The 25997-nt window shown below is 41.9% G+C and carries 21 protein-coding genes; 12 read left to right on the top strand and 9 right to left on the bottom strand.

Features of this window, described 5'->3' with window-relative positions; genetic code table 11:
• The first annotated feature begins 59 nt into the window (after positions 1-59).
• Both AACW45_RS21410 and AACW45_RS21405 read left to right on the top strand, forming a co-directional pair.
• Entirely contained in the window at positions 60-293 is a 234-nt protein-coding gene (locus AACW45_RS21410; RefSeq protein WP_242045603.1) for a hypothetical protein, read from the top strand.
• A 3-nt stretch (positions 294-296) separates the two neighbouring features.
• Positions 297-521, top strand: a complete 225-nt coding sequence (locus tag AACW45_RS21405) for an antibiotic biosynthesis monooxygenase family protein (RefSeq protein WP_313933795.1) — start codon at positions 297-299, stop codon at positions 519-521.
• 58 nt (positions 522-579) lie between these two features.
• Here AACW45_RS21405 and AACW45_RS21400 read toward each other — a convergent pair whose 3' ends face one another.
• The 4 genes from AACW45_RS21400 to AACW45_RS21385 all read right to left on the bottom strand — a co-directional run bounded on the left by AACW45_RS21400 (position 580) and on the right by AACW45_RS21385 (position 4218).
• On the bottom strand, positions 580-1398 hold the full coding sequence (locus AACW45_RS21400) for an alpha/beta fold hydrolase (RefSeq protein WP_190634588.1): 819 nt from the start codon (positions 1396-1398) through the stop codon (positions 580-582).
• A gap of 45 nt (positions 1399-1443) precedes the next feature.
• The gene (locus AACW45_RS21395; RefSeq protein ID WP_190634586.1) at positions 1444-2418 is read right to left on the bottom strand and encodes a quinone oxidoreductase family protein; all 975 of its coding nucleotides are present in this window, start codon (positions 2416-2418) and stop codon (positions 1444-1446) included.
• 11 nt (positions 2419-2429) lie between these two features.
• Positions 2430-3917, bottom strand: coding sequence for a dihydroorotase (locus AACW45_RS21390; RefSeq protein ID WP_190634583.1), 1488 nt, complete (start codon positions 3915-3917; stop codon positions 2430-2432).
• A gap of 175 nt (positions 3918-4092) precedes the next feature.
• Positions 4093-4218 (bottom strand): hypothetical protein, encoded by a 126-nt coding sequence (locus tag AACW45_RS21385; protein WP_277880420.1) that lies wholly within the window; start codon positions 4216-4218, stop codon positions 4093-4095.
• 246 nt (positions 4219-4464) lie between these two features.
• Between AACW45_RS21385 and AACW45_RS21380 the strand changes: the two genes are divergently transcribed.
• On the top strand, positions 4465-6639 hold the full coding sequence (locus AACW45_RS21380) for a caspase family protein (RefSeq protein ID WP_190634581.1): 2175 nt from the start codon (positions 4465-4467) through the stop codon (positions 6637-6639).
• A 441-nt stretch (positions 6640-7080) separates the two neighbouring features.
• Here the strand turns inward: AACW45_RS21380 and AACW45_RS21375 are convergent, their stop codons facing one another.
• From AACW45_RS21375 to AACW45_RS21365, 3 genes are all read right to left on the bottom strand, one after another.
• The gene (locus AACW45_RS21375) at positions 7081-8211 is read right to left on the bottom strand and encodes a CHAT domain-containing protein (RefSeq protein WP_190634579.1); all 1131 of its coding nucleotides are present in this window, start codon (positions 8209-8211) and stop codon (positions 7081-7083) included.
• A gap of 66 nt (positions 8212-8277) precedes the next feature.
• Positions 8278-11913, bottom strand: a complete 3636-nt coding sequence (locus tag AACW45_RS21370; RefSeq protein WP_190634577.1) for an NACHT and WD repeat domain-containing protein — start codon at positions 11911-11913, stop codon at positions 8278-8280.
• A complete protein-coding gene (locus AACW45_RS21365; RefSeq protein WP_190634576.1) occupies positions 11910-12182 on the bottom strand; it encodes a caspase family protein in 273 nt (90 codons plus the stop codon). The genes AACW45_RS21370 and AACW45_RS21365 overlap by 4 nt, the downstream gene beginning before the upstream one ends.
• A 1019-nt stretch (positions 12183-13201) precedes the next feature.
• Here AACW45_RS21365 and AACW45_RS21360 point away from each other — a divergent pair.
• The 4 genes from AACW45_RS21360 (at position 13202) to AACW45_RS21345 (ending at position 18237) form a co-directional block, all read left to right on the top strand.
• Positions 13202-14122, top strand: a complete 921-nt coding sequence (locus AACW45_RS21360) for a glycoside hydrolase family 19 protein (RefSeq protein WP_190634574.1) — start codon at positions 13202-13204, stop codon at positions 14120-14122.
• A 90-nt stretch (positions 14123-14212) separates the two neighbouring features.
• Positions 14213-16333: a caspase family protein gene (locus AACW45_RS21355; RefSeq protein WP_190634572.1), complete on the top strand. Its 2121-nt coding sequence runs from the start codon at positions 14213-14215 to the stop codon at positions 16331-16333.
• A 25-nt stretch (positions 16334-16358) separates the two neighbouring features.
• On the top strand, positions 16359-17342 hold the full coding sequence (locus tag AACW45_RS21350) for a peptidoglycan-binding protein (protein WP_190634570.1): 984 nt from the start codon (positions 16359-16361) through the stop codon (positions 17340-17342).
• Between the two features lie 379 nt (positions 17343-17721).
• Positions 17722-18237, top strand: coding sequence for a helix-turn-helix transcriptional regulator (locus AACW45_RS21345; protein ID WP_190634568.1), 516 nt, complete (start codon positions 17722-17724; stop codon positions 18235-18237).
• A gap of 262 nt (positions 18238-18499) precedes the next feature.
• On the opposite strand, the gene AACW45_RS21340 is transcribed toward AACW45_RS21345, so the two are convergent.
• Complete coding sequence (locus tag AACW45_RS21340; RefSeq protein WP_190634567.1) at positions 18500-18865, bottom strand: hypothetical protein; 366 nt, start codon at positions 18863-18865, stop codon at positions 18500-18502.
• Positions 18866-19349: 484 nt separating this feature from the next.
• On the opposite strand from AACW45_RS21340, the gene AACW45_RS21335 reads away from it, so the two are divergent.
• From AACW45_RS21335 to AACW45_RS21315, 5 genes are all read left to right on the top strand, one after another.
• Positions 19350-19871 carry a CAP domain-containing protein gene (locus AACW45_RS21335; protein WP_190634565.1) on the top strand — a complete coding sequence of 174 codons (522 nt, stop codon included), beginning with the start codon at positions 19350-19352 and terminating at the stop codon, positions 19869-19871.
• A 133-nt stretch (positions 19872-20004) separates the two neighbouring features.
• Positions 20005-21285, top strand: a complete 1281-nt coding sequence (locus AACW45_RS21330; protein WP_190634563.1) for a S8 family peptidase — start codon at positions 20005-20007, stop codon at positions 21283-21285.
• 646 nt (positions 21286-21931) lie between these two features.
• Positions 21932-22066, top strand: a complete 135-nt coding sequence (locus AACW45_RS21325) for a hypothetical protein (RefSeq protein WP_277880419.1) — start codon at positions 21932-21934, stop codon at positions 22064-22066.
• A 722-nt stretch (positions 22067-22788) separates the two neighbouring features.
• A complete protein-coding gene (locus AACW45_RS21320; RefSeq protein ID WP_190634562.1) occupies positions 22789-23028 on the top strand; it encodes a ketohydroxyglutarate aldolase in 240 nt (79 codons plus the stop codon).
• Between the two features lie 568 nt (positions 23029-23596).
• Positions 23597-24961, top strand: coding sequence for an AAA-like domain-containing protein (locus AACW45_RS21315; protein WP_190634560.1), 1365 nt, complete (start codon positions 23597-23599; stop codon positions 24959-24961).
• A 109-nt stretch (positions 24962-25070) separates the two neighbouring features.
• On the opposite strand, the gene AACW45_RS21310 is transcribed toward AACW45_RS21315, so the two are convergent.
• Positions 25071-25739 carry a hypothetical protein gene (locus AACW45_RS21310; protein WP_190634558.1) on the bottom strand — a complete coding sequence of 223 codons (669 nt, stop codon included), beginning with the start codon at positions 25737-25739 and terminating at the stop codon, positions 25071-25073.
• Between the last annotated feature and the right edge of the window lie 258 nt (positions 25740-25997).

Raw genomic sequence — 25997 nt, 5'->3', positions numbered from 1 at the left:
GTTATTTAAGACAGTCGCTACGTCCTTGAAGGTTTTTGGCGCTAACCGGAGATACGTAAATGATTAGACAAAATAATTTTTTTAGTGTTTTTTGTGGATTGACTATTTCAGTTTTGATTTTACCACTTGCAGCTTTTACCCAGTTGGAAAATCTCGCGGCTTCGGCACAAAATATACCAAATAATTCTACTACTACCCAATCAAAGAAAGTAGTCGCACGCATTTGGCATGGTATAGTCCCGACTTCAAAAGCGGATGAATACTATGGTTATTTGGTAGAATCTGGAATTTAAAAAATCGAGTCAATTCCTGGTAATTTGGGAGCGCAAGTACTTCGCCGCATTGATGGAAATCATACAGAATTTACTGTTATTTCTTACTGGGAATCGCGGGATGCAATTCGTAAGTTTGCTGGTAATGATATCCAAAAAGTCAGACCTCTTCCTAGAGATAACGAATATCTTATAAACCCGGAAACCACAGTTAAACACTTTGATGTCATGCTCGACGATCGCAAATAATTTTTTAATCTGGGGGTATCCCTGTTTCCCCCTGTTAATACTGATTTAGCTCAAGTAATTACTGCTGCTCTGAAAAATCAATTACTACTTTGAATATTTCTTCCGGCATTTGATTAACCATCCACAGGGTTCCACCTTCTAGTTCAACACTTTGACTATGAGGAATGGCTTCCTGAGTCCAAGATTGATTCTCAGCTTTAGCTAAACCATATTTTTCTAAAGGTTCTAATGCTTTTTCTGCCGACAAAATCAAAGTCGGACAATTAATCAAACGAAATCTTTCTGGGGCAGAAAGACAATAGTTTGCTACTGCTAAACCAGGATATATAGGAGAGCCAAAGGACTTCAAATCATCTAAAACACAACGGTGATTTAACTCTCCATTTCCGACGTAATTGACGCGAGACAACCATTGTGGCATCAAATGAGAGCCATCTTCTTTAATTTGCGATCCTTGAGAATATCTCTTGAGGATTTTTGCTTGTTCTTCTGCATCAAATCCAACTACATTGCAGAGAATAAGTTTGTCAACTCGTTCTGGATAAGCTGCTGCAACTTCTCCGGCGATATAGCCTCCTGTGAGACTGCCGAAAATGCTGGTTTTTTGTATGCCTAATTCGTCCAAAAGTGCGATCGCAGTTTTAGCATAATCTGCAACAGAATAAACTCTTGGGGGTTTATCAGAATCACCTAACCCCATTAAATCCATTGCAATGACTAATTTTTTGGCAGCCAACAGAGGCATCAATTCTTTAAATTCATCACTACTGCGGGGAGTCATGTGCAGTAAAAGTATGGGTTCACCTTCTCCACCTATACGGTAAAGAATTTGTCCATCTTCTGTGTCTAAAAATGCTCGTTTGATTCGTTGGCTCATTTTTTATACACCCTACCTGACTAGAGTTTAGATCTAGATTTGAGATTACGGAACCACAATAATTTTCCCGTTCAAATCTCGATTTTGTATTTTGATCAGTGCGCCAGACACCCCTTCTAGATTAACTATCTCATCAATTGTGGGCTGTATCTTTCCCTGAGCAACTGCGGGAATCACTAAATTCCGAAGTGTCGCCAAACTTGAGTGATAATCGCTGTTATACCAGAGAGCGATGCCGTAAACTGTAATATTGCGCCCCAGCAGTTTCCCCAGAGGCAGGGCAGCATCCAGGCCAGTTGTAGTGCCATAGCTGATAATACATCCATTATTGGCGATCGCTTCTAAACAATCAGCAAATGTTACTTTTCCCGCACCATCGAGTGCCACCTGTACCCCTGAATTGTCAGTAATCCTCCGCACCTCGGAAGCTACATCTTGAATACTGTAATCAATTCCATGTAATGCACCTAAATCGAGTAATCGCTGTACCTTTGCTTGATTACCCGCAGTCGCGATCGCTCGCGCTCCTAGCAACTGCGCCAGTTGAATTGCTGCGCTGCCAACACCGCCGCTACCTGGATGTACCAAAACCCATTCTCCAGGCTGGACATTGGCTTTGTGAATCAGTGCCATCCCAGCAGTTAGATAGACGATAGGCAAGCTGGCTGCTACTGTAAACGATACTTCATCAGCCAGAGGTAACAACTCAGTTGCTAGAGCATATGCCATTTCTGCAAACGCACCCCTCACACGTCCAACTACACGCATTCCTGGCACAAATTCCTTCACCCCCAATCCCACAGCATCAACCTCACCAGCTGCTTCTTGACCCAGGATACAGGGTAGTTCTTTATTACGGTATGCTTGATAAGTTCCATAGGTTGTCTGTAAGTCAGAATTGTTAATTCCTGCCGCCCCTACCCGAATTCTGACTTCACCGGGGCCAGGTGGCAAAACTTCTACCTCATCTATCTGCACAGCAGTTGCACCACTGTACTCATAAATACGTGCTGCTTTCATCTTATGAACACCTATGGTTTTATTCCAGAATGGGAGCGTTTTAAATAACGTCCTGTAGGTGAACCTAATACCTGTCCGTTGTGATAAATTAGGTTTCCGCGCAAAAATGTACTCTTAACTTTTCCGGTTAATTCTACACCTTCAAATGGTGTATAGCCTTGTTTCGACTCAGATTCAGCCGCTCTGACTATAAAGCTTTCATGGGGATTTACTAATACTAAATCAGCATCATAACCAATAGCAATATCCCCTTTTTGTAATACACCAAAACGTCGCGATGGGTTCCAAGATAATAATTTAGCCATCTGATTGTAAGACATTCCTCGTTTACTTCCTTCACTTAATAAGCCAGAAAGTAAATATTCTGTACCGCCAAAACCAGATTTTGCTAACCAAATATTATCTGGGTATTTTGCACTACGTTTTTGTTCAGCAGAACAGCAAGCATGATCGCTAACTATCCAATCTACTTGATTATTAAGTACTGCTTGCCATAAATATTCCACATCAGCACGGGGGCGAATTGGTGGATTAACTTTTGCCCAAGTACCATTAGGAGTATCAATATCTAATAATAAATGTCCAACGGTGACTTCGCGCCTAAAATTGATGTGAGGAAAAGCAGTTTGCATTGTTAAAGCTGCTTCCATTGCTTTGCGCGAACTCAGATGTAATAAATTGATATTTGCACAATTTGTTTCATGGGCTAAATAAGAAGCAATACATATTGCTAACCCTTCAGAATGAGGTGGACGCGCTGCGCTGTAAGCTTTTAGTCCGCTAAGACTGGAATCATTTTCGACAATTTTTGTATAAGCGTTGAGAATTTCTGCAATTTCACAATGCAAACTTAAGCTAATAGTTTCTCTCGCTTCTGGATGCGCTTCTATTAAACGTGTCAGACCGCGCATAATAAATTCAAAATGAGCGAAATCATACCTCTCTTCTTTATTGATCATTAAAAAGAGGTTTTGTTGGTCTGATAAACCATGTAACCCATAACCGCCATAAAACATGAATATTTTAAAGGAAGAGACACCAAACTGTTCATAAAGTAGGGGTATTTCTTCAATATGCTGACTCGCTATAGGTGCGATGTGATAACTGTAATCAACAAAAAAGTTACCTACAGATAAGGCTAATACTTCTGGGAAAAAATCTTGATAGGAGCCGCCTTTGTTGAGATAATATTGCCCAGTACGGATGTAATTGAGGCTGGTAGTCACACCCCCCATTGCAGCTGCTTTACTTTCCGTCAGCGCATCTTTATCTAAGGGCTGATAGATACCGATATGCATGTGAGCATCTACCACCCCAGGAAAGCCTAGCAGATTTTGAGCATCAAATACTTCTTTGGCTTGCTCTGGGCTAATATTAGGAGCAATTTGGGCAAATTTGCCATCTTTAATCCCTAAATCTAGTAATTCGACAGTATCATTATGGGGACGAACTACACGCACATTCTTGATAATTTTATCTAATAGAGAAGTTTCTGACACAATAGACCTCACATAAAAATGAGTACAGAGCCTCAAGTTTTAATCATCAAAGACTATCTAAGGCATCAAGTAAAAATAAGTAGTGCGAGCATCTTGCTCGCGCGGGCAAGATTTCGGCGTGAGCGCTCAGTCGAACGCTGCCTGCACTACAAATATTAAATTGTTCAACTTATTTTTACACGACTCCTAAATACAAATATTTTACAAGTCCAGATTTGAGAACTTTAGCAACTAATCTTTTAACTGTGATAACTACTCTACTATAGTGCGATCGCTCTTGCATTTCTTTAATTTTATTCATAACCGTTATCGCACATGGCTTGGACTGCGAGATGAGTCGATACGAACTGTCCCAAGCTTGTTGAAATTCTGTAACCGCTTGTTCGCAAAGTTATTCACTGTAGGCTAACCAAATTTGGACTTACACAAAAGTTGACTATGTAAATAATTTCAGATATCAAACCGGATTTCTAGTGAATCTTGTTTTGATGACAGAGGATATGGATAAAATATCAAAATTGGTAATTGTGATAAAATTCTTCAGTCTATGCAACATAAATTAATTATCAGAGATGCTCAACCCACCTCCAAATTGTTCGCTTTATTAATAGGGATTGATGCTTATCTCCCAAACAGATTAGCTGATGGTTCTTCTTACAAAAGCCTTTGGGGATGTTCACGCGATATTAATCATGTAGAATTTTTTTTAAAAAATACCCTGCAAGTACCAGAAGCGCAGATTTTTAAATTAACAGCTTCTCACTCGGATACTCCTAATCAGCCAAAAGAGACAGGGGAAACCTTACCAACCTATGAGAATATTATTATCCAATTTCAAAAACTAATTGATTTGGCTCAACCTCAAGACCAAGTATACATTCACTATTCCGGTCACGGCGGACGTGCGGCAACAATTTATCCAGAAGTTAAAGGAAAATATGGTGTTGATGAGGTCATTGTACCGATGAATATTGGCAACTCAGAAAGCCGCTATATTCGTGATTTAGAATTAGCAAAAATCCTCCAGAATATGGTGGATAAAGGGTTAATTGTCACAATGGTGCTAGACAGTTGTCATTCTGGAGGTGCAACAAGGGGAGGAGTAGATGAGCCTGGAATTCGCGGTTTGAGTAGTAATGTCATAGATACAACAATACGACCCCAAAATAGTCTAGTTGCATCTGCTGAAGAATTATTGCAAAACTGGCAACAGTTAACACAAAAACAAGTAATAACCCGCAAACTGACAGCCACCAGTGGTTGGTTACCCCAACCCCAAGGCTATGTTTTATTAGCTGCTTGTCGGGATAATGAGTATGCTTATGAGTATCCTTTCAATGGTACAGAACGCAACGGTGCATTAACTTATTGGCTATTAGACTCTCTGCAAACACTAGGAAATGAAGTTACTTACAAGGTATTACACTCACGTATCCTCGCAAAAATCAATAGCCAGTTTAAACAGCAAACACCTATGTTGCAAGGTGAGGGAAATCGCATTATTTTCAGTGGAAAATCAATAGTTTCTCCCTCTGCTGTGATTGTTAAAAAAGTAGATGTAGCAAATAATCGAGTGCTGTTGCAAGTAGGGAAAGCACAAGGTTTGTCTAGAGGTGTAGAGTTTGCTATCTACGAATTAGGCACAACAGATTTAACCCAGACTCACAAGCGAGTTGCTCTAGCTAAAATTGTAGAATTGAATGCTGAGGAATCCTGGGCAGAAATTACTCAACTTCTGGTAAAACAAGAGGTAATTCGTACACTGATTCAGCCAGTACCTACTTTAAAAGCAGGAATGATTCAAGATGGAGCTTATGCCTTACAACTTAGTTCTAGTGTAAAGCTTGTCCGCAGGGTACGCCTGTTATCTTCTACAGATAATCAACTGATTTCAGAAATCAATATTACACAAGCCTTGGCAGCAGTCAAAACCGCAAAAACAAGAGTTGAAGGCAATAGCTGGATAGAATTTTTGTCTGTTGATGAACCTAGTGATGAACCTGTCAGTTATCAGGTATCTGTCAATACACAAGGCGAGTATGAAATTCTTGATGCTGGGGGAGAATTAATTAATTTGCGACCATCATTAATAGTAGGTGAACTAAATGCTGCTAGTAAAGTGGTCAACCGCTTGGTACATTTGGCTAAATATCAAGCCACTTTAGAGTTAGATAATAATGATCCCTTGTCTTCATTAGCAGGTAAGCTGCAAATTGAGTTATGCCAAGGAGAAAATCGACATGAATTATTACCATTGAATACTTCTGATAATTATCCTATCCTGAACGTTGATGAAAACGTCATTCTACGTATCCGTAATCAATCTGCTCAAATTTTAAATATTACCGTTTTAGCAATTCAGCCAGATTGGAGTATTTCTCAGATATATCCTAGCGGTGCAGCTGACTTTGAACCTTTAGATTCAGGAATGGAAACATTTGTTCGTATCCATACTAGCCTTCCAGATGGATATCAAGAAGGTGTGAATTTTATTAAGGTGTTTGCAACTGTAGGAGCAACTAATTTCCGTTGTCTAGAATTACCAGCTTTAGATAAACCTCGTAGGGTAACACGTGCATGGAGAGCAACAAGTAACCCATTGGAAGAATTGTTGGCGGTTATTGCTAGTGAAAAACCCCCCAATAGAAAGTTGAGCGCGGCAGCTTATACCAGCGATAATTGGACAACAGAGCAGGTACAGTTTGTTATCACTCAGGTCTAGAGCGTTTTGTCAAGACCTATTTTGAGAACCATAGTTTTAAAAGTAGTGGGAGCATCTTGCTCCCTGGTGGTAGTAGCGGGCAAGAATTCGGCGTTAGCGCTCAGTCGAACGCTGCTTACAAAAAATAAATTACCCATATTCCGTAGTGCGTAAAGCCTTCTCCTATCGGAGACGCTACGCGAACGGCATAGCTTCGCTTAGCGCGTAGCGTGTCCGTAAAGCCTGCGGCATAGCTTCGCTTAGGGCGCAGCCTCTCGCAGGGAAGGACAAACATCTTGCTCGCTGGTGTTCAAAAGCGAGCAAGACTTCGGCGTGAGCGCTCAGTCGAACGCTGCTCGCGCTACAAATTTATTGGGTATTTAAAAAATTGGATGTCCCTTAAATAAGGTTTCAGACCCTAAAATCCTCGCTTATGCTTCCAGATTCTGACAAATTTTGGGTCTAGCTACAGTCAATTTTACTACAGGAGGTTAAATTCACCAAATTTAACAAATCGTGCCAATCAGCACCTAGCCATGCAGTAATTTTAGTTAGATGTGGCTGAAGTCTTCCTATTGCAGAGGCAAACCCTTCGGCTTTTTTGGCATATTTCAAAGCTCGGTTTAATGCATCACCCACCTCATCTTTATCTGGCTGTGGCTTATTTAGCTCCTCCTGGGCATCTTCAAAGGCATTATCAATTTTACGACGGTCTGAAGTTTCTAATTTCGCCAGTATTTCACGTAAAGCGTTGATTTCTGCCTCTATGTTGACAGTTGCAGGTGCGGGTAAACTGACTGGTTGAAAATTGATGCTTGCAGTGTTGTTGTCTCCCGTGATAATTGCGCCACCTGTGACATTATTACCAACAGAAACTGAACGGTTTTGTCCGACCTTGCGATCGCCTATGATAATTACACTATCTTTGACACGACCCCCGACAGAAACGGAACTGTCTTCTTTGTCTTTGTTATTGTTACTACTATTAATATTGTCAGATTTGACGGGATTTATTGCCTGTTCTGTCTGATAACGTCGTCGCCGAATTTTTATTTCTGGGGTTGCGTATTCGGGAATTCCCTGCAAGTCAATGGAGGTACAACCCATTTGAAAACAATCTTCATAATTCATTCCAGCCCCGAAAGCGGTATAAAATCCGACGCTAAATTTAATTGCTGCTTGATCCCCAATCGCTTGATTCATCCCCACCACGCAATCAATATATTGGTGAATAGAATCAGCTTGTGCTTCACTGTAACAGGCGTTGAGTAAAACACATTCAACTTGTTGCTGAAACAAATCAAATAGTTTTGCCAAAGCTTGGGTACTGACAAGTTGCACGTTTCCAGAATTATCTTCCAAGACTAATCCATCAGTACCAGAGCCATGTCCCGAAAAGTGAACAATTGTTGGTTGATGGTAAGACAGGAAGCGGGTTAAATCATCGACTCGTACCGCAGATTCTGTGATGATTTGAAATTCGTCTCGATGGGGAGATATAGCAAGTGTGTTTTTGATTTCCCGCACTTCTTCATCTAGGCGCAGATTTGCTGTGTTTTTGGGGTTAGCGGAGAGGATGAGGATTTTTTTCACGGTGTTATTTGATATGGTTTTTTAATTACGAATAAGACTTACATAGCTTGCTTCTGCGTAGTGGTATTACGAATTACCAACACCATCACACATGTGCTTGTCACTCTCATGATTAGGGGGATTAACTTTATAATACTCGCGCATAAAATTGCACCCTTTCTGGAGTAAATAATCAAAATCCAGCTTCCACAGTCTTACCGTGTTGTCATCACTAGCAGAAGCTAGCATATTGCCATCCTGGCTGAAGCTGATTCCATTAACTGGGTTTATATGCCCGGTAAGAATTTTGATTTCGTCGTAGGTGCTGGCGTCCCACAGTTTCACCGTCTTGTCAACACTGGCAGAAGCAAGCATCTTGCCATCGGGACTAAAACTGACGTTCTGAACCGTGCTTGTATGCCCGGTAAGGGTTTTGATTTCGTCGTAGGTGCTGGTATCCCACAGTTTTACCGTGGTGTCACCACTGGCAGAAGCAAGCATCTTGCCATTCGGGCTGAAGCTGATACTCCAAACCCACCCTGTATGGCCAGTAAAAGTTTTCATTTCCTCATAGGTGCTGGTATCCCACAGTTTCACCGTCTTGTCATAACTGGAAGAAGCAAGCATCTTGCCATTCGGGCTGAAGCTAATGCCCCAAACCTCTTTTGTATGCCCGGTAAGGGTTTTGATTTCGTCGTAAGTGCTGGTATCCCACAGTTTCACCGTGGTGTCATCACTGACTGTTGCTAACATCTTGCCATCGGGACTAAAGCTGACACCATTAACCGAACCTGTATGCCCAGGTAGGGTTTTGATTTCATCGTAGGTGCTGGTATCCCACAGTTTCACCGTCTTGTCAGCACTGGCTGTTGCTAAAATCTTGCCATCTGGGCTAAAGCTGACACCATTAACCGAACCTTTATGCCCAGTTAGGTTTCTGATTAATATGCCGGTGCTAGTATTCCATAGTTTTACCGTATTGTCAGCACTGGCAGAAGCAAGTATCTTGCCATCTGGGCTAAAGCTGACATCATTAACCGAATCTGTATGCCCAGTTAGGTTTCTGATTAATGTGCTGGTGCTGGGATTCCACAGTTTCACCGTCATGTCCTCGCCACCACTGGCTGTTGCTAGCTTGCCATCCCGGCTAAAGCTGACATCCATGACTAAGCCTGTATGCCTAATTAGGGTTTTGATTTCCTTGCCTGTGCTGGTATCCCACAGTTGCACCTTGTTGTTATCACTAGCAGAAGCTAGCATATTGCCATCTGGGCTGAAGCTGATGCCCATGACATCCCACTTCCCAGCCAGGGTTTTGGTTTCCTTACGGGTGCTGGTATCCCACAGTTTCACCCTGTCGTCTTGACTGGCTGTTGCTAACATCTTGCCATCTGGGCTAAACCTAACGCGAGAAACCCACTTTTTATGCCCAGTTAGGGTTGTGATTAATGTGCGAGTGCTGATATCCCAAAGTTTCGCCGTCTTGTCACCACTAGCAGAAGCTAACATCTTGCCATCTGGGCTAAAGCTGACATCATTAACCGAGTCTGTATGCCCAGGTAGGGTTTTGATTTCATCGTAGGTGCTGGTATCCCAAAGTTTCACCGTGTTGTCAGCACTGGCAGAAGCAAGCATTTTGCCATCTGGGCTAAAGGTAATGGCTTTAACCCAGCGTGTATGCCCAGTTAGGGTTTTGATTTCCTCGTAGGTGCTGATATTCCACAGTTTTACAGTCTTGTCGTCACTGGCTGTTGCTAACATCTTGCCATCTGGGCTAAAGCTGACACCATTAACTGAACCTGTATGCCCAGTTAAGGTTTTGATTTCTTTGCCAGTGGTGGTATCCCAAAGTTTCACTGTGTTATCAGCACTGGCAGAAGCAAGCATCTTGCCATCTGGGCTAAAGCTGATGCCTCGAACCTCGCCTGCGTGTCTTCCCAAGGTGTTAGGTGCGGCAACACGGTGAACTGTTTTTAATAATGCGAGTTTTACCTGAGTGCGGGTATTCTCATCTACCCCCCATAATTGACCTCGCATTTTTACAGCAGCTTTTACGCTTGATTCAAGAGCTTTTCGCCCATCTAAACCCACAAACCCATCAGAACTTTGGGCAAAGGCATTAATTTGACTGATTTCAGCATTCCCCCAGCCTATACCCGCTAGTCCAGATAAACCCAAAGCTAACACCAAACCCCCTGCCAGTCCGGAAAAAGTCAGCCTTCTTCTGCGTTCCCGTTGCTTTTGTTCCCTATCCCTCAATGCTACACTAGCTTGAATAAACTCTTGCTCGGCTGCGCTAATATCCTCTCGCCGTTGTTTTAACTTTTCTTCTCCCTCTACCAACGCTGCACCCCGCAACAATGCCCCTTCATCCCGTTGCGTCTGTTCCCATTGATACATTGCGGAGCGCAAACGGTCTTGCCAAGCCCGGAAGCTACGGTCTGCATTCATCCATTGCCGAAGTTCACCCCAATTACGGATCAACGCTTCATGGACAACTTCTACTGTCTCTTGGTTAGCAGAATTTTGACTGGTGACTACTAATCGATTATCCGCCAACTGTTTCACCAATCCCCAGCTGGCTTCACCCAATTCCGCCTTCATCGCCACCCGTCGCGTATCCTCCGTTCCTTCCCCTGGATGCACCAACTGGATAAAAATTCGCCGCACCTGTTCTTGTTCATTGGCGCTCAACTTACCATAATTCTCATCTGCATGACGAGCCAAGGCTCCTTTTACCTCACCAATTTCCTCATAAGCTGTATGAGTTAACTGTTTACCCGTTCGCCGCTTCCACAACTGAGTTAAGGCAAACTCTAAAAGGGGTAAATTCCCTGGGTTATCTTCCACATCATCCAAAATGCGTTTTACCAGCCCATCTTGAAATGTTACCCCCAGCTTAGAAGCAGGCTTTGCAATCACCTGTGAAAGTTCCTCACGGTTCATCGGCCCCAGCTTGATGTCAGCATTTTTCAACACATCAGCAAGTGGACGATAGGAAAGGAGATTCCCCAAGAAATCCGCCCGCATGGTTCCAACCAGCACAGTATTATTGTCAGGGTCAGATTGAAAGCAAGTTAATAAGGTATCTAGGAAACTATGGCGAATTTTTTGATCCGCACACAAAGTATAAAGTTCTTCAAATTGGTCGGCAATCAACAACACCCGATGATTGGGATAATTCCGTGTAATTTTGGCGAAAACATCTTGCAGAGGAACAGAACCATTGGCAAAGTATTCAGCTAACTTACGAGCTTGAAACATTTGCTCAGTAGCATCTTTATCTGGCTCGTAAAGGGGAACCAGTGACTCAGCCAGAGCTTGGAATGGTTCTGAACCCGGACGGAAGTGAGTAAATTTCCAATAACCTTGTTTTTGTAACTTCGGCACTAATCCCGCCAACACTACCGAAGATTTACCACTTCCCGATGCACCCAACACTGGTATAAACTTCCGGCTTTGAGTCGCCGCAAATAGTTCTTCTACAAATACCTCACGTCCAAAGAAAACATCAGCATCATCGGGGCCAAAGTGAAATAAACCGCGATAAGGACAGGGAAGATTTTCGTCAGCAGCATCCGTAGAGTCAACAGGTAATACTGTTGTATTTTCACGGTAATAGTAATTGGTGATGGTGATAGTGGCAGTATTGCGATCGCCCGTAATAATAGCACTGCTGAGGGCACTCCCTCCAACATTGGCGCTGTGGTCTTCTTCTGTCATACTCCCTCACTTATCGATTCTGTATTGCTTGTACTGATTTCATCCGTCACACTTTGATACAGAGGTTGGCGAAAACCATTAATAACCGCCTGCTGAGTAGCATCTTTATCTAAGAGTGTATGTAAATGGATCTGATATCCACCCTTATCTACCCGTCCTTGTAAATAGTCTTTGATTGCAGTTACATCGTTTACACAAGCCTGCAATGGAGAAACAGGAAGTAAATATTCATCAATTCCAACCAAAAAAGCATATAAATTAAGCGTCATAGTCTTTTCTTGACGTTCTAGTTCAATTAGTGAAATTTGTCTAATTTCTGTTTTGATTTACTCTGCTCAAATCTGGCTAGCTCATTGTTAGTCCACACAAACTATGAGTAGTAGCTCCATACGTCTTAACTCGTATGCAACACAAAATTATATAAACCACATCTATTTTGAGAACCATAGTTTTAAAAGTAGTGGGAGTATCTTGCTCCCTGGGCTTCTTAGCGGGCTTTCCGGCACGCACTACTCCAGGTTTCAAAATGGACGAGGTTTAGCTACTATTTTTCAGATGATAATTGTACAAATTTATAGAACAGCGTTAAAAAGTATATTAACAGCATTAGTAAATTTACGATAGTCATTTACTATAAGAAATTTTAATTTAAATAATTGCTATTCCAACGTTACTACAAGCTGAAGAATCGAACTGATTACACCAGCATTGCTGAAAACTGCAATAGCAGTAGCAGCAAACTAAAATCATAAGTAAAACTTTGCCTGTTGACCGGCGGTAATGTATTTATGGGGGTGAAGTGGCAAGTATTTATATTCAAAAAGCTGAAAATTTATGCCATTGCTGGGGCTGAGGTTATGGTGTAGTTGAGGGACAAAATTACTGATATGACTGGCTGGAAATTCAAAATTATCATTGATAATCAATATAAGTAGGTCAAGGACAAACGTCTCGCTCACTGGTGTTCACTCATCGTGCAAGACTTCGGCGTGAGCGCTCAGTCGAACGCTGCTCGCACTACGAAATATGGGTAATTTATTTTTTGGAAGTCCCTAAGGTAAATTACTGCAAGTCATGCTTTTATTAGGCAACGAAGAAAATATTTTTCTCATATTATCTTAAGCTCCATCACTTATTTGCTTTTGTATGAGTATTTGCATGAGATTGGTATGAGATTATCCAGTAAGATAATTGTTAAATTCAAAAGTAAGCTCAAATTGTTGCTCTAAAAAACCTTTCAAGACTTTTCTTAACAAGGCTTGAAGAATTTACTAATTGAAGATTGCTTATGGTTTGTACATCTGGTACTGCTTATACTGTACAGGTAGGAGACACGCTTTATTTAATTGCCGAGCGCTTATTAGGTAATGGTAACCGTTGGACTGAAATCACAAACCCAGATGGCAGCTCGCCCAATCCCGCTAGTTTGCAACCTGGGCAGGAACTCTGCATTCATAGCACTGTTGTAACGCCACCATCAGGTAGTGGTTTCGCAAGTATTGTGTCGCGCCAGACTTACGAAGCTATGTTCCCAAACTGTAACGCTCTGTACACCTACGATAGCTTAGTTACAGCCGCCCAAAAATACCCGCAGTTTTGTAACGAAGGTTCAGACGAACAACGCCAACGCGAGGCTGCTGCTTTCTTAGCTAACATTGCCCACGAGACAACAGGAGGATGGGACACGGCTCCTGGTGGGCGCTATGCTTGGGGTTTGTACTTTATTGAAGAAGTAGGTTGCGAGAATGGCAATTGTACTCAATACTGCGATCCCAGCAATAGCATCTATCCCTGCGTACCAGGTAAAACATATCACGGTCGCGGCCCAATCCAATTATCATGGAATTATAACTATGGTGCCGTGGGTCAGGCTCTAGGTATAGATTTACTCGCTAACCCCGATTTAGTGAAATCAGATGGTGCGATCGCCTTTCAAACTGCTTTATGGTTTTGGATGACTGCTCAACCTCCCAAACCATCCTGCCACGCCGTCATCAGTGGCGGTTGGACTCCTTCGGCAGATGATGCCAGCAAAGGACGTATACCTGGATTTGGTATGACTATCAATATTATTAACGGTGGACTTGAATGCAGTATTCCTACAAATGCCAAGGTTGAGGACAGAGTAGGCTTTTATCAGCGTTTTTGCCAAATGTTGGGCATAAGTATGGGTGAGAGCATCTACTGCGATCGCATGGCGCACTATTAATCCCCCGTCTCGACTTTCATGCATGGGGGTGAAATAGTATTTCGGTTACGCATAGATGAAAGCAATCGATAAATAATTAAAACAGAAACCATGACCGCACAAACAAACCAAACCAGTAACCTTTACGCCTTACTGATTGGCATTGATTTCTATTTACCTAACCGTCTACCTGATGGTAGTTCTTACAAAAATCTTGGTGGTTGCGTGCGAGACATCAATCATGTGGAAGCTTTTCTCAAACAGATGCGGAAAGTTCCAGATGCTCAAATTTTGAAATTAACAGCTTCTCAAAATCCTGCCGAAGCCACAAAACCACTGGAGCCGCCAGAAAAATTACCGACGCGCCAAAACATTGTCGATTACTTTAGAAAACTCGGCGCGATCGCTCCACCCGGATCGCAAGTATATATTCACTATTCTGGACATGGTGGACGCGCAAAAACTATTTTCCCAGATATTAAAGATCCAGATGGCATTGATGAAGGATTAGTCCCCGCAGATATCGGTACTTCAGAAGGGCAGTATTTGCGCGACTTAGAGCTAGCACAATTGTTGCAGGATTTAGTAAATCAGCAATTAACTGTGACGCTGGTGTTGGATTGCTGCCACTCCGGAGGGGCAACCAGAGGTGATGCAGAAATTCGCGGCATGAATGTGGTTGACGATAAGCCCCTGCAAGCAGGTCAAGAACTTGTAGCACCCCTAAAAACTCTGGCAACAACTTGGCAATCTTTAACAGCCGGAGAAACTCGCGGACTGAAAGCAGGAGGTTTGCCACAATCAGAAGATTATGTAGTATTAGCAGCTTGTCGTCCCAATGAATTTGCCTTTGAGTATGCCTTTAACCGTGAAACCAAAGAACGCAATGGAGCGCTTACCTACTGGTTGTTAGATACCTTGAGGCAACAAAATCCCGGACAGACATATAAGGATTTATACGATCGCATCAACGCCAAAATTCACAGTCAGTTCCCCCAACAAACCCCAATGCTGATGGGTACAGGCAATCGGGAATTGTTTGGTAGTGATTCAGCAACAACTGTCTATGCTGTACCTGTGCTAAAAGTCCAGACCTTACCCACAGGTGAAACCCAAGCGGAACTAGGAATCGGTCAAGCAAACGGGGTTGGCAAAGGAGCAGAATTTGCCATCTACCCGCGTGGAACAACTAACCTGAGCGCCCAAGAAAATCGCATCGCGATCGCCAGAATTATTCAACGGGGAGCCACTGAATCGCAGTGTCGGCTAGAACCGATTGAAGGCAAGGAACTGAAAGTTGAACAGGGAGACCAAGCTGTTTTAATCTCTGCTTCGGTGAATCTTGTCCGCAAAATTTCCCTTTCCTTGGAAGCACAAGCCACAGTTCAACAAGATGCTTTAGAGCAGATTAAGCAAGCCTTAGCTGGAAATGGTTGGATAGAACTAGCAGAAGATGTTGCAACTACCGATGATGATGAAGGCGTTGCTTATCAGGTGGTAGTGAACAAAAACGCAGAGTATGAAATTTGCGATCGCACTGGTTATCCTTATGAAAATATGAAGCCAGTTATCAAAGTTGGCGACCCAAATGCTGCAAAAACAATCGTCAACCGCCTTGTGCATCTAGCAAAATATCATGCAACAGCAGAGCTAGATAATACTGATAAAGACTCCCCCTTAGCTGGCAAGTTGGCGGTTGAATGGCTAGGCACATCCGACACCTACGAATTAGGCGATAAAATTCCACCCAAGTCGCAGTTGAAAATGTTTGCAGTCCCCAGTCAGCCAAAGGTGACAACTGGTGAATATATTTTCCTGCTGATTCGCAATAATTATTCCCAACCTCTAAATATTGCCGTCTTAAACTTAGCGTCAGACTGGGAAATTGAGCAAATTCACCCTAGAGGACAAGGAGAATATTTCACCACCCTCGACCCCGGTAAGACAGAAGTCATACCCTTAGAACCCTCACTCGAAGGGGATGGTGCTGCCGTAGAAAACACTGTGAAAGTTTTTGCCACAGTTGGTGCGGCTAACTTTCGCTGGTTAGAGCTACCATCCCTCGACGAGCAACTGCAATCGAAGGGATTTAGTATTCATTTGGGAAATCCACTCGAAGCCCTATTGGCAGCAATTGATGACGAGCAACCGCAAACACGTAAGCTTACCGTTGCTGCATCTGCCAGTAGTGAGTGGACAACCAAGCAAGTGACACTCAAAATTGCCAAATAATCAAATCTATATTACGAGGTCAACCATGAATATACAAGGTTTTGTGGGCACAAAGGAAAAGTACAGTGTTGAGGCGATCGCTCAAGACAGTATGCTAGCTTATGAAATTCAAGAGATACTCATTGAAATTGGCGATCTACAACCTCCATCTGGGGAAGAATCCTTATCAGAAAAAGGTTTTGATGATGTTTGCATAGCTGCCTTGTTGAGATTTCAAGCTGAATACTTGCCAGAAACTAGTACAGAACGGCTGTATGGCTTCTTCGGCACGGAAACTGCATCCAGCCTTATAGATGCCAAACCCAACGCTAGAGCCGCAGTTCAGCTCAAGAGTTCCAAAAGTAATGGCAAATCCCAAACTGGCGACATGGCTAGTCGGATTTACAACTACATGGTAAAAAAGGGCTACACCGTCTTCACAGAAAGACAGGAATACAACATCGTCTATATAGAAGGCATGAATGTAGATCTGACACTCAACGACGATCGCCCAAACTCTTTCAACGATCTGCGCTTGGTGCTGGAAATTCAAGAAGGCAAGCCTGTAATCTTAGACCAATGGGAGGGAACAACCGAACCAGGAGTCAGGTACACTAATACACCTCTAAATCCCAAGGGTGCTGCCAGGATTAAGTTTGGACAGTATCGAGCTTGGCAGGTAGGAACGCACCAAGCAGGCAAACCAACGGCACATGAGGCATTAGTGCAAACAGGCGGTGAGGTGAACGTTCATAGAGACTTTGATAAAAACTTCTTGCGTACTAATGACAAAATTGATACTGGATTTTTCGGTATTAACCAGCATTGGGGATTTGACTTTCCCCAAAACGATATTAAGACAGCCAGTGCTGGTTGCCTAGTGGGGCGCACGACAGCAGGACACAGACAATTTATGGAATTGGTGAAGCAAGATAAGCGCTATCAAGCAGATAAAAAGTATACATTCTATTCAACTGTAATTGCAGGTGATGACCTGATGAAGCCGGAAAATGATGTCACCGTAAGTTAAAAAATTCTCGTCACAGCTTAAGGGACTTCCAACTAAAAAAATATTCCATCGCTGTGTATGCAGAGGAAGCAGAGGAGGCAGAGGAAGCAGAGGAGAAATAATTTGCCACTATGAAAATGGGATAATTTATTTTCTGGAAGTCCTTAAGGTAATGTAAATCAACGCAGATATGGAGCGATCGTAGCGAAGCTTAAAGCCATGACGCACAGTGCAGTGAAAATGGTCAGAGAATGAGAGCGATCGCGTCTAAGCTAAACCACATCTAGTTTGCATAATCTGAAATTGTATATTTCTTGTGGGGTGGGCATCTTGCTCGCCCAATATATATAAATTAAGAAATCTGATCGGCTGTTAACTCTATTAAATACTAGATGATAACATGAATACTATTTTAGTAATAGATGAGAATCACGAAACTAAAAACCTCTTACTTAAATGTTTGAAAACAGCAGGATTTGAGGTAATTAGTACAGAGAATGGTCTTGTTCGCGTGCATTTAGAAAAGGATAAATTGTCTACTATCGAAGAATGTAAAAAATTAAATAATCCTCAATCCATATTTCCATCAATACCTCGGCTACGTAAAGTATTTGAATTTATAGAATCAAATTATCATCAACCTATTAGTTTAAAAGAAGTAGCTCGCGCTGTTGGTTATTCCTCAGCTTACTTAACTGATTTAGTACGAAAAATTACGGGAAAAACTGTCAATGATTGGATTATTGAGCGTCGGATAGCCCAAGCATGTACTTTGCTTTTAGAAACTAACAACTCCGTTAATCAGATTGCTTTACAAGTAGGCTATCAAAATATCAATCATTTTTATTGTCAGTTCCGGAATTATCATAGCACTACCCCCCATGCTTGGAGAGAAGCACAACGCTATCAACTATAGCAGTCCTAAATTATTTATGAATTTACGGAATAGCCAAAATGGCTGTTATTGGGGCAGGTAGGATGCCTGCCCCACTGTCCTTGTTCACAAATCAAATAGAATTGCTATAGCTACAGCAGATTGCCAGTTGGTGAAGTACAGATTATATCGTTGATTGTAGGGGCACTGGCACTGCCATGCCCCAAAGCGCGTACCTCATTTACCTGAAATCTGCTGTATCTTGGTGAAATGCCAATATCAGTTGATCGGGCAATTCTACTGGTTAAAATATATATGGACCAGCTTCCCTTAGAACAAAGTAACCATTTGAGTTACTAGAACAATAAGCAATCCAAAAACTCCCACTAGCCCATGTACCCGTGACGTGGGGACTATTACGGTTAACAGTCCATTGCCACTGGTTTGTTAGGTATCCCCGAGGATCGTTGCTAGGCGGACGGTTGTACAAAGCTACGTAATCATAGTTACCGATGTTGTCTGCACGCCAATTAAGTGCGACATAGCCGCCTGAGTTTGTTAGCGAGATTTCGATATTATCCGCAGCAGCTTGAATACCACCTGAGGCATGTGCTTGGAGCATTTCTTGTTCTACTGCTGCTGGATCTAAATTGGAAGGTGTTACAGTCATGATTTTCCCTTTAATAAATAGAGATTCTTGGAATCTAATGTTTAGCTTTTTGGCTAACCATTTCGTTCTTTATTAATATCAATATTATTCTTTTTTAATTTAATTTATAATTAAATATCTTTAGATGATTGAGAAAAAATAAGTAATTATTTTTAGACTATCGTAATTAATCAATATCTATATAGATTCCGTGATTTTAAAATTTACAAACATGAATTTAGCTATTTAAGTCTAAATTTGATAAATATTTTATGGCAAAACTAAAAATAGTTAACTGGCAATTATTTTTTTCTAAATATAGTTCATTACTACTCCAATCTCGCCAAGATAATATATGTATATGGAAGGCAAAAGAATTTGCAAAAAATATTCATTTTTATTGAAAAGTTTAGATTTCACCCATGATTTCTATAACTTTTCACAAAAAGCTTTCCATCGAAAAACCTTCTACACAACATAACTCAATTCATTAAAGGAAATAATCATGACTACAACACGTAATTTCGATTTAGACAAAGCAACATCTGCGCCAGCTATTGATGAACCTGTAAGTATTGAACTTGAAAATACTGTTCAGGAGATAGCTGCATCTTGTGATGTTGCAGATCCCTCACCCATAGATTTGGCAACCATATCTGTAATTCAGCAAGTACTTGATATCGTTAATAACGAACGGAGCCGAGTAGGATTATCGCCACTGCGGCTTCACTCCCAACTAACTGCAGCAGCTCAAGCACATTCCAACGATATGGCAAGAAATAACTTTATGAGCCACACTGGCTCTGATGGTTCATCACCATTCGATCGTATGAAGCGATATGGTTATAATTACCGACAAGCTGCCGAAAATGTAGCATCAGGTTATTCTTCGCCTCAAGATGTGATGCGCGGTTGGATGAATAGTAGTGGGCATCGTGCAAACATTCTCAATCCCAACTACCGTGACATTGGCATTGGATATGCTAACGGGAATCAACTTTATTGGACGCAAACCTTTGGTGCATAGTTATCTCACGAAGATAAGCTAGGGATGCTGGGAAATAAAGAGTAATTACTCATCTCAAAATCCCTTCTTTATTCTTCAATAAGTTCCAAATTATTTACCTATCTTTTTAACTAAGTAAGAGGCTAGTAGCCAAATGATAAACAATCAGAACCAAACAACTGAACTAACCGGAAAATATCTAGTTTTGTTCCGTGAAGATGCAGTCACTGACGGTATACAAATGTTGAGCGATACGGCCAGTATCGATATACCTACTGCTAGACAATCCCAAACAGAACAAAGCACGCTTTTAAATACTTTGGGTGTTGCAGTGGTGAGCGCAAATCCAGAACAAATCGGCTCTGTGAGAAGTTCTACCACAGGAGATAGCCCCATCTTGTCAATTGAGCCAGAAAGGGTACTTTACACCCTGGCAGATGTAGGTTCTAGGAATTTACAACTTGCAAAATCTACTACTGATATCAAAGTAGATTACCTACAAGGTTATCGGGATGCAGTAAATCATTTGGTTGGCTCTTTAGTTCCTGGGGAACAAACTCAGCTTGTTAATGCACTTGCAGATGAGTCTGTGACAACTTGGGGACTGAAGGTAACCAATGCAGAGAAATCATCTCTTAGCGGTCAGGGTATTAAGATTGCAGTTCTAGATACTGGATTCGATTTTAACCATCCCGACTTTATCGGGCGAAATATTATTAGCAAGTCCTTTATTGAAGGGGAAGATGTGCAAGATGAGAACGGACATGGCACTCACTGCATTGGTACTGCTTGCGGCTCCTACCGACCAAATAAATTACCACGCTACGGTGTAGCTTACAACTCGGAAATTTATGTAGGTAAAGTGCTAAGTAATGAAGGAAGCGGAAGTGATGGAGGAATCCTCCAAGGTATTGAGTGGGCGTTAGCAAATGGATGCCATATTATCTCTATGTCCTTAGGTGGTTTTACCCAAGTCGGCACGCCGTTCTCTCCTATATATGAAGCAATCGCCCAACGAGTGCTACGTCGCGGTTCCTTGATAGTTGCAGCCGCCGGAAATGATAGTAGGCGTGGCTCAGGCATTATCAATCCAGTTGCTCGTCCAGCTAACTGTCCTTCAATTATGGCAGTTGCAGCTCTTGATTCACAGTTACAAATTGCTGGTTTTTCAAATCGAGGCATCAATCCAGAAGGTGGTCAAGTGGACATTGCAGCCCCTGGTGTAGAAGTCTACTCTAGCTGGTTAATGCCTACAGAATACAGAACCATTAACGGTACCAGTATGGCTACACCACATGTTGCAGGCATAGCTGCTCTCCATGCTGAGGCAACTGGTTTGAGAGGACAAGAACTCTGGAATCATCTCATGCGGACAGCTCGTCGCTTACCCTTGGCTTCAGAAGATGTTGGTGCTGGTCTTGTGCAAGCACCCTAATTAACTCTTAACAGTTCGCGGAAGTCCCCACCCTCAGCGCAGCAGGGTGGGGTAGTGACGCTTCGACGACGAAAACATCTCCGACCGATATCAACCTTCCGGTTGATTAGGGAGTGAGATGGTTGTTAGCGAAGCGGTAGCGACGAAGGAGCGTCGGAGTCGTCAATAGCTGGACTTGGTAGTCGGTCAATCCAGTCTTCAATCAATTGTGTCATCGTTTTTTCTTTGCTATTAGCATATAGTTTAAGCTTGTTGTATCTACGCTCAGACATCCGAAAACGTAATGATTTCTCTTTCATGGGTGTGTACACGTTACGCCATTTCTATGCTAATATATAAATGGTTGTTGACCCACCCACACGGCTCATAACAAACGGTCACAGTAGCGGCTCGACGCTTACCAAGTCTAAGAGCGTGAGAAAGGGGGAAAGACCTCGGTCACTGGTTCGCATGATTGCGCTCTGCTGTAAAAAATAAGCCACACAGAGGTGTACGTCCAAGTAATAAAACTGCCTGCGGGAGGCGGGCGGCTGCGCGGGTTCTCCCCATGAGGAGATAAAGGTAGCAATACCAGAAACGCTGTGTAAGACCATAATCGGGTTCAGTCCCGAATATCCTTGTGATATACCCAACGTGGCAACGGCGAATGAGACGCGAAACGTTGATGGTTGTTTTGATGAGCGATACGCAAAGAGCGAAGCAAGCCGGAGTACTTCACTTCTTATCTTTTGCCAGACTTACTCAGGTATTACCTAGTAGTCTGGTAGTTATGCTGTATTGAACTTCGTACACCACCAACAATATAAGGGACTTCCAAATAAAAAAAATAAAAAAATATTCCAATCATTAACTTACCAAACCCGCAACTCGTAGGGGCGGGGTTACCCCCATACGTGTCAACTTAAGCTTAAAACTTTTCTCTATCTCGTTTCCAGGCTCCGGCTGGAAATGCATATTGCGAGGCTCTGCCTCGAAAGCTGTTAACAATTCAAAATTCAAAATTCAAAATTCAAAATTAAAGACATTTTCAGTCGGGGATTTAAACCCTGACTGAAAATGATACTACGTATAGACGTAGGGGTCTTAAACCCTTTTATGTACGATAAATTGAGGCAGCAGCCCACGGATCATCGCTCCCACGCAGAGCATGGGAGCCAGTTAGGATAAGGTTTTTGCGTTAAGTTGACACCAATGGGGGTTACCCCGCCCCTACAATTTGGCATAATTTATTTTTGGAGTTCTATCTCGTTTCCAGCCTCCGGCTGGAAATGCGTATTGCGAGGCTCCGCCTCGTCTTCTGAATAAATTGAGGCAGCAGCCCACGGAACATCGCTCCTACGCAGAGCATGGGAGCCAGTTAGGATAAGGGTTTCACGTTAAGTTGACACCAATGGGTTACCCCGCCCCTACAATTTGGCCTAATTTATTTTTGCAGTTCCCTAAGTAGTTTTATTCCAATACCGTTTTTCTATTTCTCTACTTACAGGTTAAAAGAAACTAGTTATGTCTAAGGTAACTTTATTAATTTCTGTTGACGATCAATATAAACAGCAAATCCTTGAAGTCGTTAAGTCTTTACAAGCATCTGGGATGAAAATAGAACAGATAATGGAGCAAATTGGAGTCATTACAGGTTCAATTGACTCTGCACAAATTGAAGGGATTTCTCAAGTTGAAGGTGTTGCTGCTGTTGAAGTTTCACAGCAATACCAGCTTGACCCGCCAGAATCAGAAATTCAATGAATTCTGAAGAAATGCCAGAATTTCTAATATTAGGATTCACATTTGATTTTTGCACAAATACGTAGTGGACTGACACGCCTAAAATGTGGCAATATAATTTTCTTGTGGGGGAGCCACTGCGTTGCGCGGGTTAAGAGCGTTGTAGCAAGTGGCATTGGACATCTTGTCCGCCCAGGACGGGCGAGACGCCCATCCCACAAGAGTTTTCCTAATGCACTATTTTAGCTGTGTCAGTCCACTACATATACTTAGATGTTTTCAGAAATCAAATCGGATTTCTATATGTTTCCGAATCGCTACTTATTTTTTACTTTAGTGAGATTAGCGAAATAATATCTCATGCAAATATCATATAAAATCTCATATAAATTTTATGGAGTATATGTAAACAAATAATACAGATTTTAAATACGAGTAGAAGTTTATTGAACAGCAGAAAATAGTATCAATTTCTATCAATACTATTAGATATTTAAATAATGCAATTATCTGGAAAATTAGAACATGAACTTGTAGATTAACGCATTCTGGCAAATCTCAAATTTAATCAAACGAGTCAGTCGCATCTATGAATCTCGATACTCTCCTTGAGTTTATTAACAGCAAGCTGGTTGAGAGCCAAAATCGCCCGCTTAATACTACTGAAGTACTGGTTTTGCAGGGTATATGGCAGTATCAAACCTATAACCAAATTGCCCAAAAAGAGGGTTATAGCCCTGGCTACTTCACCAATGTTGTGGCTCCAGAATTATGGCAACGCCTTTCTGGGGTGATTGGCAGACGCGTAACTAAAAAAAACTGTCGAGCATTGCTAGAGTCTTATGCTGTAAAAAGCGCATCACAAACAAATGTATTTTCCCCTACCGATCCCCAGGATATATCGCCCAGCTACCCCAGTGGTTCAGTACCTGTTAACTCGCCTTTTTACATTCAGCATTCCACCATTGAGGCTCAAGCCTATGCAGAAATTACAAAACCAGGAGCCTTGGTGCGAATTAAAGCTCCCAGAGAAAGGGGCAAAACTTCACTAATGCTGAGAATGCTTGACTATGCCAACTCCCAAGGCTACCGCACAGTGAGCTTAAATCTAGAGCAAATTGATTACACAATTTTGAGCGATCTCAATCGATTTTTACGCTGGTTATGTGCTAACGTTTCCCATCAGTTGCAGTTACAGCCTCAACTCAACGACTATTGGGATGATGATATCGGCAGCAAAGTTAGCTGTACTCTCTACTTTCGCAATTATTTACTAGAGCAACTTAACTCTCCTGTGGTTTTAGCATTGGATGAAGTGAACAAAATTTTTGAGCATCCGCAGGTAGCGAAAGATTTTTTCCCTATGTTGCGTTCGTGGTATGAAGAAGCTAAAAGGATACCCTCGTGGCAAAAGCTACGCCTAATTGTGGTACATTCCACAGAAGTTTATGTTCCTCTGCAACTGAACCAGTCTCCTTTCAATGTAGGGCTACCAATTCAGTTAAGCAAATTCAGTTTAGAGCAGGTGCAGCAGTTAGCTCAACGCTATGGGCTTGATGGGAATGCACAAGAAGCTCACCAGCTGATGGCTTTAATAGGAGGACATCCAGCACTGGTACATCTAGCACTCTATCACCTGAGCCGTGAAGATGTCAGTATGGCGCAACTACTGCAATTTGCACCTACATCTACGGGGATTTACTCCCATCACTTACAGCGTCATTGGGCAGTTTTGGAACAACAGCCAGAATTAGCAGCAGCTCTTTATACCGTTATAGATGCTGGGGAACCCGTACAAATAGAACCTATTCTAGGTTACAAATTATCTAGTATGGGGCTAATTGAGTTATATGGGAACAAAGCAACACTCAGTTGCCAGCTATATCGACAGTATTTTGAAAATCAACAATCAAATTGCAGGCGTGCTGAGAAAATATCTACGATGCAGCGCTAAAATCAAGGCTGGGAAGATATTTGAGCGCTTTGGTAATAAGTGCGATCGCTCTTAAAAGTAAGATTTAATATTTTGAGTGGAGAGGAATATTTAATATAGGCGATCGCACTTAACTAATAGCAAAATCCTCTATAGTTATATCATAATCACTGTATTCATCTAAATAGCGGAGAATAGAGACGCTAAATTCATCGTGGGATGAAGGATTTTTTAATAGCAGGTTTGCCATTCCATAAGGGCCGCGCAAGTGTGCAGCTGCGAGAATACCAGAAAGAGTCATAGTAATTGTTTTTGACTCCCCTCCATCATCAAAAGTCTTTTCCTGACCAAGGTAACTTTCTAGAGATTTTCCTTGTTTTTTCAGTGTCTTGTCAATCAGATTCCAGTTGAGAGTAAAAGCTTCACGAATGGCAATTTCTTGAACCTTTGGGGATTGCAGAAATTTTTCTTTACTATCAATATCATGCTTTCCCGTCCACTTATCTTGCCAGTAATTCTTGTCAGATCCATGTCCATAATAAATATTAGTTTTGTAGTAGCCTAGCTCGATTAATATAGGTTCTCCAAACTGATACTTACCGATAAAACCCAATATATTTTCAACCTGATATTGCTTGGGGTCTCCTATTGGTAGCCCTGATTGAAATGCTGCCATAACTTCTAGCATCTCTAAAAAATTGCCTTTGCTTTGATGATTTCTCAAGAGTTCGGGGGAGATTTTTGGACTTTCCTGCAAAAGTTTAGCTTTTTCTGTAAATTGGTTATGATCTGAATTCATAATCTCATTTTTAATATTTACCATCTCATCTAAAATACTTCTTACTTTTATCCTAAATAATGATATTTACACATAAGTAGATGACAGTTTATACTACTATAGCTACTATTCCAGCTATTGTTTTACAGAAATCTCATATAAATTCTCATATAAATCTTCAGTAGGATGCGTTTTTATAATGCATCCTACAATTTTTCATATCTTGAATAAGTTAGCTATAGCAAATCTCATCGAATATCTGGAGAATAGACCTCTTGC

Origin of the sequence: Calothrix sp. FACHB-168 (genome assembly GCF_963889195.1) — a bacterium.
Classification (GTDB): Bacteria; Cyanobacteriota; Cyanobacteriia; order Cyanobacteriales; family Nostocaceae; genus Aulosira; species Aulosira anomala_A.
The sequence above is the reverse complement of the archived record's forward strand: the minus strand, read 5'-3'. Positions and strand labels throughout refer to the sequence as shown.